The 16,931-nt window shown below is 22.6% G+C and carries 16 protein-coding genes; 13 read left to right on the top strand and 3 right to left on the bottom strand.

Annotation, left to right across the window (positions count from 1 at the left end):
* Positions 1-62 precede the first annotated feature (62 nt).
* Positions 63-2,786 carry a DEAD/DEAH box helicase family protein gene (locus STAIW_RS03635; protein WP_020834494.1) on the top strand — a complete coding sequence of 908 codons (2,724 nt, stop codon included), beginning with the start codon at positions 63-65 and terminating at the stop codon, positions 2,784-2,786.
* Positions 2,787-2,856: 70 nt separating this feature from the next.
* Here the strand turns inward: STAIW_RS03635 and STAIW_RS03630 are convergent, their stop codons facing one another.
* The gene (locus tag STAIW_RS03630; RefSeq protein ID WP_020834493.1) at positions 2,857-3,198 is read right to left on the bottom strand and encodes a hypothetical protein; all 342 of its coding nucleotides are present in this window, start codon (positions 3,196-3,198) and stop codon (positions 2,857-2,859) included.
* A 187-nt stretch (positions 3,199-3,385) separates the two neighbouring features.
* Here STAIW_RS03630 and STAIW_RS03625 point away from each other — a divergent pair, with 187 nt between their 5' ends.
* The 5 genes from STAIW_RS03625 (at position 3,386) to pgmB (ending at position 9,756) form a co-directional block, all read left to right on the top strand.
* Positions 3,386-4,420 carry an alpha/beta hydrolase gene (locus STAIW_RS03625; RefSeq protein ID WP_020834492.1) on the top strand — a complete coding sequence of 345 codons (1,035 nt, stop codon included), beginning with the start codon at positions 3,386-3,388 and terminating at the stop codon, positions 4,418-4,420.
* Positions 4,410-5,792 carry an amino acid permease gene (locus STAIW_RS03620; RefSeq protein ID WP_020834491.1) on the top strand — a complete coding sequence of 461 codons (1,383 nt, stop codon included), beginning with the start codon at positions 4,410-4,412 and terminating at the stop codon, positions 5,790-5,792. Before STAIW_RS03625 ends, STAIW_RS03620 begins: the two co-directional genes overlap by 11 nt.
* A 343-nt stretch (positions 5,793-6,135) precedes the next feature.
* The gene (locus tag STAIW_RS03615) at positions 6,136-6,726 is read left to right on the top strand and encodes a hypothetical protein (RefSeq protein ID WP_020834490.1); all 591 of its coding nucleotides are present in this window, start codon (positions 6,136-6,138) and stop codon (positions 6,724-6,726) included.
* A gap of 103 nt (positions 6,727-6,829) precedes the next feature.
* On the top strand, positions 6,830-7,552 hold the full coding sequence (locus STAIW_RS03610) for a glycoside hydrolase family 65 protein (RefSeq protein WP_041618873.1): 723 nt from the start codon (positions 6,830-6,832) through the stop codon (positions 7,550-7,552).
* A gap of 44 nt (positions 7,553-7,596) precedes the next feature.
* Complete coding sequence (gene pgmB, locus STAIW_RS05690) at positions 7,597-9,756, top strand: beta-phosphoglucomutase (RefSeq protein WP_148285980.1); 2,160 nt, start codon at positions 7,597-7,599, stop codon at positions 9,754-9,756.
* Positions 9,757-10,014: 258 nt separating this feature from the next.
* Here the strand turns inward: pgmB and STAIW_RS03600 are convergent, their stop codons facing one another.
* Both STAIW_RS03600 and STAIW_RS03595 read right to left on the bottom strand, forming a co-directional pair.
* On the bottom strand, positions 10,015-10,353 hold the full coding sequence (locus STAIW_RS03600) for a hypothetical protein (protein ID WP_020834489.1): 339 nt from the start codon (positions 10,351-10,353) through the stop codon (positions 10,015-10,017).
* A gap of 27 nt (positions 10,354-10,380) precedes the next feature.
* Entirely contained in the window at positions 10,381-11,241 is an 861-nt protein-coding gene (locus STAIW_RS03595) for a PTS transporter subunit EIIC (protein ID WP_053228512.1), read from the bottom strand.
* Here STAIW_RS03595 and STAIW_RS03590 point away from each other — a divergent pair.
* From STAIW_RS03590 to STAIW_RS03560, 7 genes are all read left to right on the top strand, one after another.
* The gene (locus STAIW_RS03590) at positions 11,206-11,523 is read left to right on the top strand and encodes a hypothetical protein (protein ID WP_041618872.1); all 318 of its coding nucleotides are present in this window, start codon (positions 11,206-11,208) and stop codon (positions 11,521-11,523) included. The two genes, STAIW_RS03595 and STAIW_RS03590, sit on opposite strands and share 36 nt — an antisense overlap.
* A gap of 86 nt (positions 11,524-11,609) precedes the next feature.
* On the top strand, positions 11,610-12,434 hold the full coding sequence (locus STAIW_RS03585) for a hypothetical protein (RefSeq protein ID WP_020834487.1): 825 nt from the start codon (positions 11,610-11,612) through the stop codon (positions 12,432-12,434).
* A 92-nt stretch (positions 12,435-12,526) separates the two neighbouring features.
* On the top strand, positions 12,527-13,471 hold the full coding sequence (locus tag STAIW_RS05685) for an Mbov_0401 family ICE element transposase-like protein (RefSeq protein ID WP_020834486.1): 945 nt from the start codon (positions 12,527-12,529) through the stop codon (positions 13,469-13,471).
* 23 nt (positions 13,472-13,494) lie between these two features.
* Positions 13,495-13,716 (top strand): hypothetical protein, encoded by a 222-nt coding sequence (locus STAIW_RS03575; RefSeq protein ID WP_169522270.1) that lies wholly within the window; start codon positions 13,495-13,497, stop codon positions 13,714-13,716.
* Positions 13,706-13,945 carry a hypothetical protein gene (locus tag STAIW_RS03570; RefSeq protein ID WP_236608515.1) on the top strand — a complete coding sequence of 80 codons (240 nt, stop codon included), beginning with the start codon at positions 13,706-13,708 and terminating at the stop codon, positions 13,943-13,945. The genes STAIW_RS03575 and STAIW_RS03570 overlap by 11 nt, the downstream gene beginning before the upstream one ends.
* 244 nt (positions 13,946-14,189) lie before the next feature.
* Entirely contained in the window at positions 14,190-15,815 is a 1,626-nt protein-coding gene (locus STAIW_RS03565; protein ID WP_041618871.1) for a hypothetical protein, read from the top strand.
* Positions 15,816-15,933: 118 nt separating this feature from the next.
* On the top strand, positions 15,934-16,929 hold the full coding sequence (locus tag STAIW_RS03560; protein ID WP_321163250.1) for an ADP-ribosylglycohydrolase family protein: 996 nt from the start codon (positions 15,934-15,936) through the stop codon (positions 16,927-16,929).
* The last annotated feature ends 2 nt before the right edge of the window (positions 16,930-16,931 follow it).

Raw genomic sequence — 16,931 nt, 5'->3', positions numbered from 1 at the left:
ATGTTTTTTAGTTTATATTTTTAATATCTATATAATAATAAAATAGAAAAGGAACTAAAAAAATGAAAGAAGATAAATTTTTTACAAATAAAGATCAGCAAGAACTTTTAAGTGAAATAAAAAATGAAATAGTTACTTCAGATGAAGTTTATTTAATTTATCCTTTCATATCAAAAGCAATTTTAAATAAAATTGAACCTACTTTTGAATACTGTTTAAAAAATAATATTATTATTAAAATAATTTCTACAACTTTTGATGATTTAGCACAATTTAATAATTTAAATGAAATAAGAAAAATTTCTGAAAAATATAAAAATATAAAAATTAAAATTGAAGATAATTTGGAAAAGCATAGTGAAAGAATACATATTAAAGCAGCTATTTTTAAAAGAAAAGTAAAACAAGATAGTGCAATAATAGGTTCTTCAAATTTAACTTATAAAGGAATGATAAGCGGAAGGGAATGGAATATTAAAATTATTTCAAAAGAAAAAAATGATTTAGTTCATCAACTGATAAAAGAATTTGATTATTTATGAGAAGAAGATTTTGTTGATTTTTCAAATTCTTTTGAAAGAGATTTTCTAATTCAAAGAATTAAAGAAAATCAGGATTCTAAAATTCAATTAGAAATTTTAAATCAAGATTCAAAATTTGAATATTCAAAAAAATATTTATATAAATTTCAAAAGGAAGTAATAGATAAATTATCATATCGAAGGTTTTTAAATAAAAATAAACATTTAATTGTAATGGCAACAGGTACTGGAAAGACTTTAGTTTCTGCTTTTGATTATAAAAGACAGATAGAGCAAGTAAATAAAAAATTAAAAATTTTATTTTTAGCACATCAAAAAGAAATAATTGATCAAGCAATTAATACATATAGACAAGTTTTAAATGACTCAAATTTTGGTGAAGTTTTATATGATCAAAAAATTATTAGTGAAAATCCAGAATATTTATTTGCAACAATTCAATCTTTATCAAATAGGTTAGAAGATTTTAAAAAAGAACAATTTGATATTATTGTATATGATGAAGCACATCATATAGCTGCAAATACATTTGATAAAACTTTTAATTACTTTCAACCAAAGCAAATTATTGGTCTAACAGCAACTCCTGAAAGAGAAGATGGGAAAAATATTAAAAAATATTTTAATGATGAATTTGCTTCTGAATTAAGATTATGAGATGCTATTGATCAAAAACTATTATGCCCATTTGATTATTATTGTATTGATGATAGTAAAACTGATTTAACAGGAGTTGATTTAGATTCAGATAGAGAAATTTTTAAAAAAATAAATACTGAATCTAGAAATGAATTGTTATTTAAAACAATTGAAAAGTATCTTGGAATTTATGCTAGACCAACAGCACTTATTTTTTGTGTAACAATCGAGCATGCAAATATTATTGCTACTTTTTTAAAAGCCAAAAACTTAAAAGCAGAAGTCTTAACATCACAGAATAAAAATGATAGAAAAAGAATTATTCATGAATTTTCGATAGGTAGAATAAATTATCTTTGTGTTGTAAATATTTTCAATGAAGGTATTGATATACCAGAAATAAATACAATAATTTTATTAAGACCAACAAATTCAAAAACAATTTATCTTCAACAATTGGGTAGAGGGCTAAGAAAGACAGAATTGAAAAATAAATTAGAAGTTTATGATTTAATTTCAAATATAGATAATAAGTATGATTTAACTTTAGGAATAAGAAATCTTTTTGAGCCAAAAATTATTGGAACTAATTTTATTTCAACCAAACATGGCTTGCCTTATAATTCAACGATTACTTTAGAAAAAAATGCTGAAGAAATTATTTTAAAAAGTTTAAAAAAATGATATGGCAATAAAAATATAATTAAAGAACAAGTAGTTAAATATTTTCAAAAATATAATTTAAAAAGTTTAGAAATGATAATTAAAGATTATGAATTAACTCTTCAAGATTTTTATAATAATTTAGATGATTTGTTTATAAAAACTGCAAAGCAAATATCAAATTATTTACCTACTCAAAATGATACAAAAAGAAATAAAAATATTTTAAAACAGTTTATATTTTTAGATAACTATAAAATAATTTCTTATTTTTATAGAAGATTGACAAGAAAAATTGAAAAATTAAATATTGATTATGATTTAGATAATCTTTTTATAACATCAGTCTTATATGAAATAACAAGTATGAAAAAATTCTTAGGTTTATATCCTAATTATTTGAAAATAGATGATTTGGTTCAGTATTTTATGGATAATAATCAGTTAATTGTTGAAGAAATAATTTTAATTCTTAAATATAAATTAGATAATGAAACATTAATTTTTTCTGATAATACAGAAAAACTTCTTTCTATAAATTCAACATATACAGTAAAACAGTGTTTAGCAGCAGTGGGTCGTACTAATTTTTTATTTTACCGAGAGCAATTAAAAGTTTTAACTTTTCAAGCTGGTTATTTGACTTTTGATAATTCAAAGCAAATTATTTTAGCAGATGAAGATGGAATGGGGTATGGCAAATTAACTAAATATGATATGGAAAATAATAAATTTTATTGATCAATTCCAGAAAATATGACTTTAGAACATAAAATTATTAAGGATTTTAATAATTTAGAAATAAAAAAATATTTGTTTATTCATGATAAACAAAATTATAATCAGAAAAATATGTTTTTGAAATTATATAAATTTATTGGTATAGGCACTTTTAATAATATGATTGTAGATAATTATTTAACAGCAGAATTTGATATGTAAATTATGAAATAATAAAAAGCAAGAAAAAATCTTGCTTTTTATTATTTCATAATTTAAAAGTTTATTTAATTTAATTTTTTGCTTTTCCGCATAAAGTTAATATTGATCCTACTAATATTATAATTGCAACAAAGAAATATGCAATTCAATTAAATAGTATTGAAATAATTCCAATTATTCCTGTAGTTATTTTAAATTTGTTGTTTCCTTTTGCTAATGCAAGAGCTCCAAAAATAATTATCAATATTGAAGAAATTAGAGAAATTATTGTAAATATAATAATTATTCCTCCAGCTATTGGTAAAGTACTTGTAGTAAGCAAAGAAGCAATTAAGAGTATTATAGAAATTAATGCTGCTAAAGCTGTTCCAACAAAATTAGTAATAATTCCACCCTTTGCTAATCCATTCATAGTTACCTCTTTCTATATGCATTTATATACACAAAAGGCATTTTAGCAAAAAAAAAAAAAAATTACATTTGAAAATTAAGTTATGAAAAAAAATTTCAAAATATAAAAAAGTGTAATATTTTTTTTTATATATTTTAAAATTTAGAAGTAATCATTATATAATGGTTTAAATTTAAATGGAGTATTTATGTCAAAAAAAATAAAATTATACACATACAATTTTTTAAAAATTATATTATCAACTATTTTATTTCCAATAATCTTTATTAAATCAAATAAATTATTCAAATTATATAAGTACTTTTGTTATACATATCCAAGGTTTGGAAAATATGAAGGACCAAATGGAGAATTTAACCATATTCCAGTAGAGGTTAATACTTTAGAATATCATTATTGAGATATTGATAAAATGAATTTAGGCAAAGATTCTTTTAAAAAACAAGACTTATTTGAATTTGATATTACAACAGATAAAGGAAATATTAGTTGTTTAAAAGCATTAAATGGTAACTCAAAAAAATGAGTTATTGGAATGCATGGTTGAACAGAAGATAAATATCTTGCTTTAAGATTAGTTAATCATTTTTACAAAAATGGTTATAATATTTTAACTTTTGATGCTTTTGCTCATGGAAAAAGTTATGGGCAAAATACTGATATTGGATATTCAAGTATTTCAATGATTGATCAAATAATTGACAATCTAAAAAAAGAATATCAAGTTGAAAATATTGGACTAATTGGAAATAGTATGGGAGCTTCAACATCAATTCTTTATTCTCAAACTGGAAAATTTAAAGATGATATTAGTTGAGTTGTAGCTGATTGTGGTTTTAGTAGTATAAAACTTCAATATAGATATTATATTCAAAATAATTTTTTCAAAAAACCGTGATGAATTGTGGGAATGGGATATACAAAAAAATTTAGTAAACTTACAAAAACTAATCAAAGTAAGTATGATTTATTAAAATTAATGAATCTAAATAAAGAAATACCAATTTTATTTATTCATGCAATTGGAGATACTTTCATTCCCTATGAAATGAGTTTAGACATGTATAATAAAAAAATAAAATTTGAATCAAATACTCTTAGTGAAATTTGAACTCCAGAAGGGTCAAATCATGTTTATGTAATAACAGATTACAATGAACAATATTTGGACAGGACTTTAAATTTTGCAAATGAAAGAGAGAAAAAAGTAAATGAAAACTAAAAAAATGGGTTTTTGAACGGTTCTTGCTTTAACACTTACAGCAACAATCGGAACAAGCATTATTGTTACTTATGGTAGTGTTTCTTCACTGGCAGGAAATAATCCTTTATTAATGATTTTTGTTTGAATAATAGGGGGAATTATTATCCTTCCTGAAACTTTCTTAATGGTTGAACCAGCTATTTCATTTCAAGAAAATGGAACAGCTTATAGCTGATTAAGAAGAGCAAATTGAAAAGTTATGGCTTTTTGATTTGGTTGAGTTTTAACATTATTTGTTTCTGCTGTTGCTATTGCAACAGCAAGTCTAGCTTTAACAAATATTATTAGAGATTTTTCAGGCTATGATAATGAATATTTGTGAAAATTTATTTCAATTTTAATTTTATTTTTTATTGGAGGAACACAAATCTTTATTAAAAATAGTAGTCAAGTTAGTCAAATTATTTTTATGGTTTTAAAAAGTTTTCCAATAGCATTTATTTTAATTTTAGCTTTAGTTTATGGGACAAGTGAAAACTTATTAAATTCAGGAGCTATGAAAGAAAATTTATCTCAGGCATATATTGGAGGAACACTATTAATTCCTGCAATAACAATGACAATGTTTTCATATTCAGGAACTGAAATTCCAACATATGTAACAGCTGAAATTAAGAATGCTGAAAAAACAACACCAAAAGTAATTCTTGCTGGTGTTGGTATTGTTATGTTAGTTTATGTATTATATGCAATTGCAATTTTATCAATTGGAAAAGTAGAAGATGGATTTTTAAATGGATTTGCTTTACTTCCAAAATGAGCAACAATTGTATTTAATTCAGTTGCAATTGTTTTATTTATTGGTGGTATCAATGCTTATCTAGTATACCAAACAAGTTTAGTTCAAAAAATGTCAGAAGAAAAAGATTTAAGTCATCATTTCTTAAAACTTTCAAAATGATCAGGAAGACCAATGTACTCAATGTTATTATTAATGGCTATTGCATCAATTTATATTATGTTTAATGAAATAAGAGAATTATTAGGTTACTTTTCACTTGCAGTAAGTTCATTAAAAATATTAATGACAACAAACATAGTTTACTTAAGATTAAAAGACCAAAATTATAAAAAAATATATAAAAATTGATTATTTTGAGTATTTGTTGTATTTTCATATATAACTTGTATTTTAACTTTAATTGGTTCATTTATGTTATTGTTAACAGGAATTGAACTTAAAGATATATGAAAACCAATTGTTATGATTTTACTTGTAATTTTATTAGTTCCAGTAGGATTTTTAAAATATCATATTCAAAATAAATTACAAAAAGCAAAAAATCCAGATAGTGACAAATCAGTTAAAATTTTAACTAATGAAAAATAAAACCTTTGGTTTTATTTTTTTATCAAAATTTACTTTAATAATTTTTACAACATTTTTTTTATTAAATTGTTTGTAATTATAATCAAAATTAATAAAATTTTGCATTAGTAAAATTAAATTTTATTGATAAAATAAATTTCCTCTTTCTAACCTTTTTAAATTTATTTTATTTTAATTTATAATTATTTTAAGCATAGAAATTTAATTTCTATGTTATATAAATGGGGTAAAACATAAATTAAAAAAAATATGTATTATTGATTTTGAATCATTTCAGTTTTATCAACAATATAAAATTAAATTTCCAAAAATTACAATTAATGACATACCATATACTGTTGGTATGGGAATTTTGGAATTTAATGAGGAAAAAAATCAATTTATTTTATCAAATGAATTTGTTTATCAATTTACAAATACTTGAAAAAATCAAAAAAAATTAATGAATGAACTTGAAAAAATGAGTTTTGTAATTGCTCAATATATTAAGGAAAATAATATTGATGAGTTACTTTACATGTCTAAATTTCAAGAAGTTCAAGCCTTATCTTTCTTTTCAAATAATTTTGAAAATTTTATGATAAATTTAGAAAGCATGTCTTCTAAATTTATTGATGTATATGATTTTTTTTATGATACAAAATACTATCCTGTTTTATCTTACAAGCATAAAGTAAGTGAAATAATTAAAACATTTATGAAAAAATATGGAGATGAATATGAAAATTATGATATTGTAAGAGATGTAATGAAGTTTTTTAGAGGTCATTTAAGAAAAAGAAAGAATATTAACTTAAAATTTGAATTAATAAAGAAACATAATTTGATTGATATATATAAAGGATATGAACTTATGAATTATATAAATCTACTAGCAAATTGAAATGATAGTGACTGTATAAATAGTGAGGAATTAAAAAAGAAAATGACTTAATCTAGTCATTTTTTTAATTTTAAATTATTTGTATATACAACTAAAACTATTTAATCTCTTTAAATTTACTTTTATTTAATAAAATATTTATAAGGAGGTTAGTATGGAATTACTTATAGAAAAAAAAGAATTTAAAATTGAAAATAGAAAAGTTGAAGAATTAATTTTCTCAATATCAAATGGTTATATTGGAATTAGAGGTTCATTTGAAGAGGAAATTTTGAATAAAAATAGTTCAATTGAAGGCACTTATATTAATGCTTTTTATGATTATTTTGACATTCAATATGCAGCTAAATATACAGGATATCCAGATTTATATCAAAGAATGATGCCATTAATCAATATTCAAAATTTGGAAATATATATTGATGATAAAAGAATTTTATTTGATCCAACTAAAGCATCAAATTATTCTATTGAATATCAAATGCAATCTGGTCAAATTGTTAGAAAATATAGATTTAACTTAAATGATGAAGAATATATAGATTTTTATTTTTCTAAATTATTATCTCAAATAAGTTATGAATTATTTTTGCAACAAATAAGTTTTACAACTTCATTTAAAAGTGAAAAAGAGGTAAAAATTAATTTTCCACTAATTTTTAAAGAAACATCAACAGATAAAGGCATACCAAATGACCCAAGAGCTTTATTAAAAGATCAAAAAAGTTTTAATAAAATTGAAAGAGAATCTTCAAATAGTTTTCAAAGTATTGTTTATAAAACATTAAAGTCAAATCAAAAAGTTGTTTATGCAACAAAAATTAGTGGCTTAAATTCATTTAATTTTTCTGAATATGAAGAGAAAACTTATTATTAAAAAAAATTTTAAATGAAACTATTATAATTGATAAAATTAGTGTTTTGTATGAACAAAACTATTCAAAACCAACTATAAACGTAGCAAAAGTAAAGTTAATGGAATTTGCAAAAAATAATTATCAATTTTATTTAAAACAACAAGAAGATTTTTTTATAGATTTTTGAAAAAGAGCAAACTGTAATTTTGGAGAAAATAATCAAAATTTATTATTAGCAAATAATTTTAATATGTTTCAACTTTATACAAATATTGGAAAATTAGCTTGAACAAATGTTGCTGCAAAAGGATTAACAGGAGAAGGATATGCTGGTCATTATTTTTGAGATTCAGAAATTTATATTGCCATTGCTTTAACATTATTTGATCCAACACTTGCAAAATTAATGTTAATGTTTAGATATAATACTTTAGATAGTGCAAGAAAAAGAGCAAAACTTTTAGCTCACCCAAAAGGTGCTTTATTTACTTGAAGAACAATAAATGGAGATGAAACAAGCACATATTTTCCAGCTGGAACTGCTCAATATCATATCAATGGAGATATTTGTTTTACAATAATAAATTATTTTAAAGCAACAAAAGATTATGATTTTTTATTTAATTATGGTTTAGATATTTTAATTGAAACTGCAAGAGTTTGAGAAGATAAAATTGTTGTAACTGATGGAGTTGGACATATTAATTCAGTTACAGGACCAGATGAATATCAAATTCTTGTAAATGATGATTATTGAACAAATTGTGTTGCTCAATATAATTTAAAATGAGCAAATAAAAGTTTTAAAATGTTAAAAGAAAAAAACATAAATCTCTATAATCAAAAAAAAGAACAACTTAAAATTACTGAAGAGGAATTAAAGGAATTTGAAAATTTAGCAAATGTTATTTTAATTCCTTATAATAAAGAATTGAATTTAAATCCACAACACGATAATTTCTTAAAAAGAAAGCCAGTTACAAAAGAGTATATTGAAAAATATAAGCCTTTTTTAAGAACTTTACATTCTTTATCAATAAATACACTAAGAGTTACAAAACAAGCAGATGTTGTTTCGGCAAATATGTTTTTTTATGACAAAGTTGATAAAGAAACAATGATTAATAATTGAGAGTTTTATGATAAAACCGATACAGCTGATTCATCACGTTCTAAGTGTGTATATGCAATAATGGCAGTCAGACTAAAAATTAAAGACTTTGGCTTTAAATATTTTAAAGAGTCAATTAATCTTGATTTATATGACACTCATAAAAATACAGATAGAGGATTACATATGGCAAATATGGGTGGAGTTAGAATGTTTGTTATTTATGGATTATTTAACATTGAAGAAGAATTTTTAATGATTGATCCTGTATTTAATGATCAAATAAATTCTTATTCTATTAATATTGAATATCAATCTGCAATAATTAATTTTAAATTAAAAAATAAAATTTTATATTTGCAAAAAATATCAGGTGATAATGTAAATATTAAACACAATCAAAAAATGTACCAATTAATAACTAATTTTGGAAATTCAATTATAATGAAATTTCCAAAATTAGTTATTTTTGATTGTGATGGTGTTATTAGTGATACTGCATATTTACATTATTGATCTTGAAAAGAAGTTGCAAATAAAAAGTTAAATATTAATTTAGATGAAAGTTTTTTAAATAAATTTAGAGGACTTTCAAGAAAAGATAGTTTAGAATTAATTTTAAAATCATTTATAAGTAAAAGAGAGTTTTCAAAAAAAGAAAAAAAGGAAATTATTTTTGAAAAAAATAAAGTTTATTTAAATCACTTAAAACAAAAAAATAACATTAAAATCTATGAAGGAACAATAAAATTTATTAAAATCTTAAAAGAACAAAATATTTTAATTGCTATGGCATCAACTAGTAGCAATTCAAAATTTATTTTGGAACAAGCAAATATTATTGAATTATTTGATTACTTAGTAAATCCAAAAAATATTTTAAAACATAAACCAAATCCTGAAATCTTTTTAAAAGCAGCTGATTACTTTAGAATCGATGTTAAAGATTGTTGAGGAGTAGAAGATGCAAAAATAGGTATTGAATCAATTAAATCTGCAAAAATGTTTGCTATTGGTGTTGGAGAAAAAGAAGAGGTAAGTCAAGCAAATATAATTTTTGAAAATGTTGATAAACTTAATTTTGAAAAAATTTTAAAAGAATATAATAAATAAAAAACTCTGTTAGTTTTAACAGAGTTTTTTATTTATAGTTATTTAATTATAAAATTATTTATTAAATTTATTTTTTTTTACTTTTTTTATTAGTATAAATGTAAAATCACCCTTATAATAAGGGTAATTAAACTTCTAATGTAAGTTTGCAGTTAACACTACAATTATCTAAGTATCTACAAAGAACTACATCATGGTCTTAGAATTACTATTATATGTCTTTTATAATAATACTTTAAGTTTTAGTTAACATAGAATTTATAGTATATATGCAATTTTTTTATAAAATAAAATTCCAATTACCTCATATGCAAATAAAGGAATATTTAAAGCTAGTAATTGAATAAAACATAATCAATGAAGTATAAAAATATTCTTATCAACATTGATGTTATTCATAATATTTCTTGTTATTTTTAAATGAATAATAAATAATCCAATACTTAAAAGTGTAATAATTATTAAAATTCACCAAAAACTAAATAATTCCAATATTGAAACTAGTATTGTTCCAATAACTAAACTCAAAGATCAAACTACTCCTAAAAAATAACTTGCTTTGGTAATTGATTCAGTTTTATCAATATTTCTAGCCATTTTAATTTTCCTTTCCTTACAAAATTATTATGCAACTATTTTTTCTTTATTTTTAATTTTTTTATTTTCATTTTTTAATTCCACAAAATTTGGATCAAATTTTTTAAAGAATTTCATTTTTCCAAATATATAAGAAAGTGAAATAACTAATGCTGCATTTACAATATTGGCAATCATAAATCATAAGTATGCAGTACCAGCTCATGTTTTAACTCCTTCTACTTTTGAATTAATTTGTACACTTAAAATTCCCAATCAACTTCCATTTCCAATTGATTGTGCTGTTACCCCAGACATTACACAAATTTCTAAAGCAATAGCGGTTGAAATTGAACCAGCTATAAAAGGGAATAAATATTTTAAATTTACACCATAAAGTGCAGGTTCAGTTACTCCAAGATAGGCAGAAACAACTAAAGCAGTTCCAACTTCTTTTGTTTTTGGGTCTTTTCTATTTAGAATCATTCACCCAATTACAGCACTTCCTTGTCCAATTGCTTGAGCACAAATACTCATAAAAATAAAGTCTCCTCAATTTTGAGCAACATTTTGTAAAATTACTGCATTTAGTAAGTGATACATTCCTGTAATTACAAATCCAGCGTGAAATAAACCAATTATAATAACAAAAAAGTATTTTGCAATCCCATCAGTTAAAGCTCATTGAAATGCAATACCAATTGCAGAACCAATTACATATCCAACTGGTCCAATAATAAATAATCTTATAGTGAAAGAACCAAGAATTGTTATTGTTGGAACAGTAATTTGATTAATAACATTTGGTGATACTCTTTTAATTCAAATATTTAAATATGCACCAATTATTGCAATACCAATTGCAGAAATTACTTGAGAAGTATAGGCTATTTTTCAAGGATAATTCATGTATCAATTGGAGCTTTTGAGATTTCTTTACCTCCAGTTGGAAAAGAAATATTAAATGCTACAACAAATGAAATGGAAAAACCCTGAAATTCATTTCCAGCAACTGTGTTTTGTCCAGCAACTGAGAAACAAAAAGCTGCTGGTGAAACTGGTCGTTATGAAAATAGAGTTTATTCACGTGATCAAATCGAAACAATTTTTTCTGAAATGAATAAATTTCAACAAGAAAAATTAGAAAATAAAAAAGATAACGAAAAAACATTAGATTCTAAACAAAGATAGGAAACTAATATTAATGTTATAGGGAAGATAAGACGAGACAAAACAAATGTTTTGTTTTTTATTTATCTAATAATGGAGGAAAAAGCATGAAAAAAATATTTTTATCAATAATAGGATTATCAACTTTAATTACAATGCCACTATTAATTAAATTTAATGACTCTAATTTTAAAGAAAACAGTCAAAAATTAGATAAAAATGTTCAAAAAGAATATGAAAATGTTCAAAATTATGATTCAAATGTTGATTATGATTATAAGACTGGTTTAAGATATAATCCAACTTATCCAACTTTTACAAAAAATATGAATTATTATGGAAAAGATAGAAGAACTTTTATTCATCGATATAGTGACTTTGGTAGTCTAAATAGTTTTAATTCATCTTATGACTTCAATAAGGAAATTTCAAAAGGTGATAGAAATAAATGATGAGGTCAAGAATGAACTACATTAAGTATTAATACACTTGATTATGTTCCATCCAAAGCAGAGTTCTTAAAAAATTATACTTCAATTACAGCTGATCTTTATTATGGATATAATTTTACCAATAATGGAAGTAAAGGGTGACAACAATCATCCGCTAAAATGAATATGGGGACGCCAACTAGAAAGATATTTAATTATAATTTAAACTCAAGTAGTGGAAGTTATATATTTTTAAATCCATCATTTAATCATAGTTCAAATGATTACCATAGAATAGAAGCAAAATTAAGTCATTCATGAAGTGGAAATACTTTAAATTTTAAAATTACCACAAACACAATGCTAAATTATAATGCTGGATCAAGCTATAGACATGGAGCTTATATTGGAATTGATTCAAGAACAATTAAATTTAATTCTAGTTTTAGTTTACTTGTTTATTGAATTTGAAAAAGAACAAAGCCCAAAAAAATTAAATAAAATAAAGAGCCTAAATTAGGCTTTTTATTTTTCATAATCTAAGCTAACAAAATATAAGAAAAATATTTTTTTGGTAAAATCTTTATGAAAGAGTGAATAAAAGGATTGAATTAATAAAAAATATACAAAAATTATGTTTTGATCAAATTAATTTTTTTAAAGAAATACATGAAGAATTTTTAAAAAAGGCAATAGAAAAACTAATTAGTAAATTTATATCTATGGATTTAGAAATAAAGAATAGTATTGAAAGAATAAACAAGGGTTGATATGTAAAAGATACAAGACTTAGGAAGCAAAAAACCATTTATGGAGCAATTTGTTTTCCAAGAAAAACGTATCAAAATAAGCATACGAAAGAATATAAATATTTAGTTGATGATCAAATAAATATTAAAAAGTATAAAAGATTAATACCAAGTTTAGAAGTTGAAATTTTAAATAGAGTAGGAAATGGTAATAGATATTGTGACATTATTGATTCATTGAGAGATGCAGATATAAGTGAGCAAACTATTTCAAATGTAGTAAAGAGATTCAATATTTCTGATGAAGCTCTATTAGATTTGGAATGCAATAAAATTGATGTTTTAGATAAACCATATATTTATTTGGAAACAGATGATACCTTTCCAATTTTTAAATTTGATAAAAAAAAGCAAGAATATAGAGTCCGCTTATTAACTGTGCATACAGGTTCTAGAAAAGGTTTGCATAAACGAAATTATTTAGAAAATAAAAGAGTTGATTATTTATTAGTTAAAAATGGTGAAACAATCAAAACTAATAAATATGCTCAAAGAATCAGCCGACTATTAAATAAGTGGTTTAGCAATGTTGAAGGAAAACGATTAATTTTACTTGGAGATGCGGCACAATGGATTCCAAATTTAGCTACAGAAATGAATGCTAAATATGTATTAGATAAATTTCATTTATTAAAACTTTTAAAAGCTATTTTTCCTATTCGTGGAAGAAAAAATGATATAGTTGATAAATATAGATATTTTTTTATAGTTTGAGAAAACAAATATTAGAAGGTCATTCATTTGAAGAAATTATGGAAAAATGCAATGATATATACTTATGATTAGAAGAACAATCATGACTTGAGAAATTAGAAGAATTTAAAACATTTATAGCTTTTATTAAGAGAAATAAAGTAGAAATTGAAAATTATTATAAAAATTTTGATTCTAGTTCTCACACTGAAGGAATGATTTCTTGATTTATTAAGTCAATTTTAGGATATGCAAAAAATATACAGTTATTTGACTTTTAATAACTTACTTTTAATTAAAAAATTGAAAACTAATGGATATAATTTTAGCTCACTCCTTGAATATGATTTAGAAACAATTCAGATTGATAATTTAGAGTATGACTTTAAATATGTTTATCATTATAAATCAATTGGTTATTTAAATAGAGATAAGAAAACAAATAAAAGCACTAAATCAGGAAGTAATGGTACTTTTAATGTTCCAGGCTTCAGGCACAACAGTCATTAGTATGCAAAAAAATTTCCATTTGTATTTTTTTAGTCTTTAAACTTATAAATATATTAAAAAATGATAGTTTTTTTGTTAAAATAGATTTGTAAGAAAAGTGTTTGTTTTAAAAGCAAATAATATATATTTTAAAATCACCTTAAAATAATACTCCCCAAAAAACTTTATACAACCGTTATTTTAAAAAAACTTTCTTTTTTTAAAGAAAAGTAGTAATATTATTTAAATGAGAAGAAGTGATTTAATGAATAAAAAATTCAAACTATTTAGTAAAATTCTTATTATGCTATCATTATTTTTATATAATCTAAGTTTTATAAAAGTAATAAATAATAATAACAATACTTTAATAAGTAATAAACTAACAATTGATAATAAAGCAAATACTAAAGCAGAAGAATTAAAGTATAATAGTTATTTTTCTCCAATTATTAGCCAAAATAATCAGTCAACATTAATGTATTTTGGAAGAATTTTAAAATATTATTATGCAAATAATATTATTATTTCTGAAGATAATTTAACTAAATTGGAAAATGACTTAGTAGTAAAATATAGTAACTTAAATCAAAATCAAAATGATAATTTTTATAAACAACTTTTTTTACAAAATATTTTTGCTTCAACAATAAATTTAAGTATTTATGGTTCAAGTAGTGATGCAGAATTTTTTGCAGAAGCTTTTTCAAAATGATTGACTACTCCAGATGAATTAAAAAATAAAAGTTGAGAAATAACAAATGATTTTTTTACAACAGTATTACCTGAAATTTTAAAAACAGGTGGAGCTTTATCAAATACAATTGAAAATTCTACTTTAGAAGAAACTATTATTGAATCAATTGATGAAGTTTTAGAAGAAGAAAAAACTGAAGCAGATGATACAAAATATAATCTTGATTTAAATGTTTCTAGTAATAGTGTAGATTTGCAATATATGTCGAGTTCTTTTTTAGAAGGTTATTATTTTGGTATTAATAATACAACTAATATTTTATCAAGTATTAATAGTCGAATTGCTAATACTTATTATGTAAGTTTTTCTATTACAAATGCTGCAGAATTTAAATCTGTTTTTGAAAACTTTTTAAATGATAGTTATACAAAAGCTAGTGATGAATCAATTGAAAGTTTTAAAAATTTTAATACAAATAATTTTTCAAGTTTTGAAGATTTAAATAGTAAACTTATTTTATGAACAAAAGATGTTAATCAAATTAGTACAATTGATTTTGAAAGAACTTATAGTGCTCTTGAAAAAATATATTTAAATTCAACACCAATGAATTTTGAAGATTCTGAAAAATGAACAACATCAGATACACAAAACTTAAAAGAATTAACTTTATTTTTATATAATATTTTATTTTCAATGATTCAAAATGAAGCATGAGTTAAAAACTTATTAACAGCATTTATAATTACCCCTGATTATCCTATATATTCTAAAACTGAGGACTTAACTGGGGTGATGGGAATAACATCTAATTGATTTTATAATGATTATTCAAGCTCAGCATATTCATCAATTCTATTGACAGGTTTATCATTAACTTTTAAACAGTTTAATTCTGATTACACAATGGGATTTTGAAGTTCACCTGCAAAATATAGTGTTTTAATTCATGAATTCGGTCATGCATTGGATGGTTTTGGAAGTAAAATGAATAACTATAGAGATATTAATTATAGTAGTCAATTGAATTATTATGATTTTTATGAGGGAACTTTTTTTGAAAATGCTCAATTGCAAAATAATTTAGGTACACTTGAAATATTTATTATAGTTTTAGTTACAGTTGGTGCAACAGCAACAATAATTTCATTAAGTATAATTTTTATTAAAAAGAAGAAAAAAGCAATAAAATAAAAGAAAATGTTACAAATTTTGTGACATTTTCTTTTATTTTAATATTAAAATACTTATATTTATAATTTCAAATATAATAAAAAAGTAAGAGTAATTATTAATATTATGGAGGAAATAAATACTTAAAAATAAAATTCAAGGTGTTATTTACGGAATGGCAATTGGAGATGCAATGGGGATGCCTTCAGAATTATGAGCAAGAAAAAAAATTAGAAATTATTTTTCAGGCTATATAACAGACTTTTTAGATGGTCCTGAAGAAAATGAAGCTGCTAAGAATTATAAAAAGACTCAATTCACAGATGATACAGCACAAGCTTTAGTTATTTTAGATTCCTTATTTGAAAATAATTTTGTTCCTGATAAGAATATAATTGCAAAAAATTTATTAGTTTGGGCAGAAGAAAATAATGCATTTGAAAATAATATTTTAGGACCAACTTCAAAAGAAGCACTAAAATTAATTAAGCAAAATATTGATCCAAGTCAAATTACAAAAAAAGCATTAAGTAATGGTGCTTCAATGAGAATTGCACCAATTGGTTTACTATTTAAACCAAACCAACATAATGAACTAATTGATTATGTTTTTAAAGTTTCACAAGTAACACACACAAGTGATATTGCAATTTCAGGGGCTTCAATTATTGCAACAGCAGTAAGTTGTGCAATGTATGGTTTAAGTTTTGATCAAATACTTGAAAATATTTATTTTGTTGATGACTTAGCACTAAAAGTTGCATCTGAAACTTATAGTCCTTCTTTAACAAAAATAATTAAACTTGCAATTACAATTGCAAAAAAATTTGAAAATAGAGATATAGAATTTATTGATGAATTATATGATTTAATTGGGGCGGGTGTTAATATTAGTGAATCTGTTCCTTGTGCAATTGCAATTGCATATTATGCAAAAGATGTAAATAAAGCTGCATTTTTATCTGCAAATCTTGGAGTAGATACAGATACAATTGGGGCAATGGCTTGTGCAATTTGTGGTGCATATACAGGAATTGAAAAAATAAATAAAAATTTTGTTAAAAGTATTCAAGAAAATAATAATATTAATTTTGAATATTATGTAGAAAAAATAGAAAGTTATATAAGTAAATAGGA

The organism is Spiroplasma taiwanense CT-1 (genome assembly GCF_000439435.1).
Taxonomy (GTDB): domain Bacteria; phylum Bacillota_I; class Bacilli_A; order Mycoplasmatales; family Mycoplasmataceae; genus Spiroplasma_A; species Spiroplasma_A taiwanense.
The sequence above is the reverse complement of the archived record's forward strand: the minus strand, read 5'-3'. Positions and strand labels throughout refer to the sequence as shown.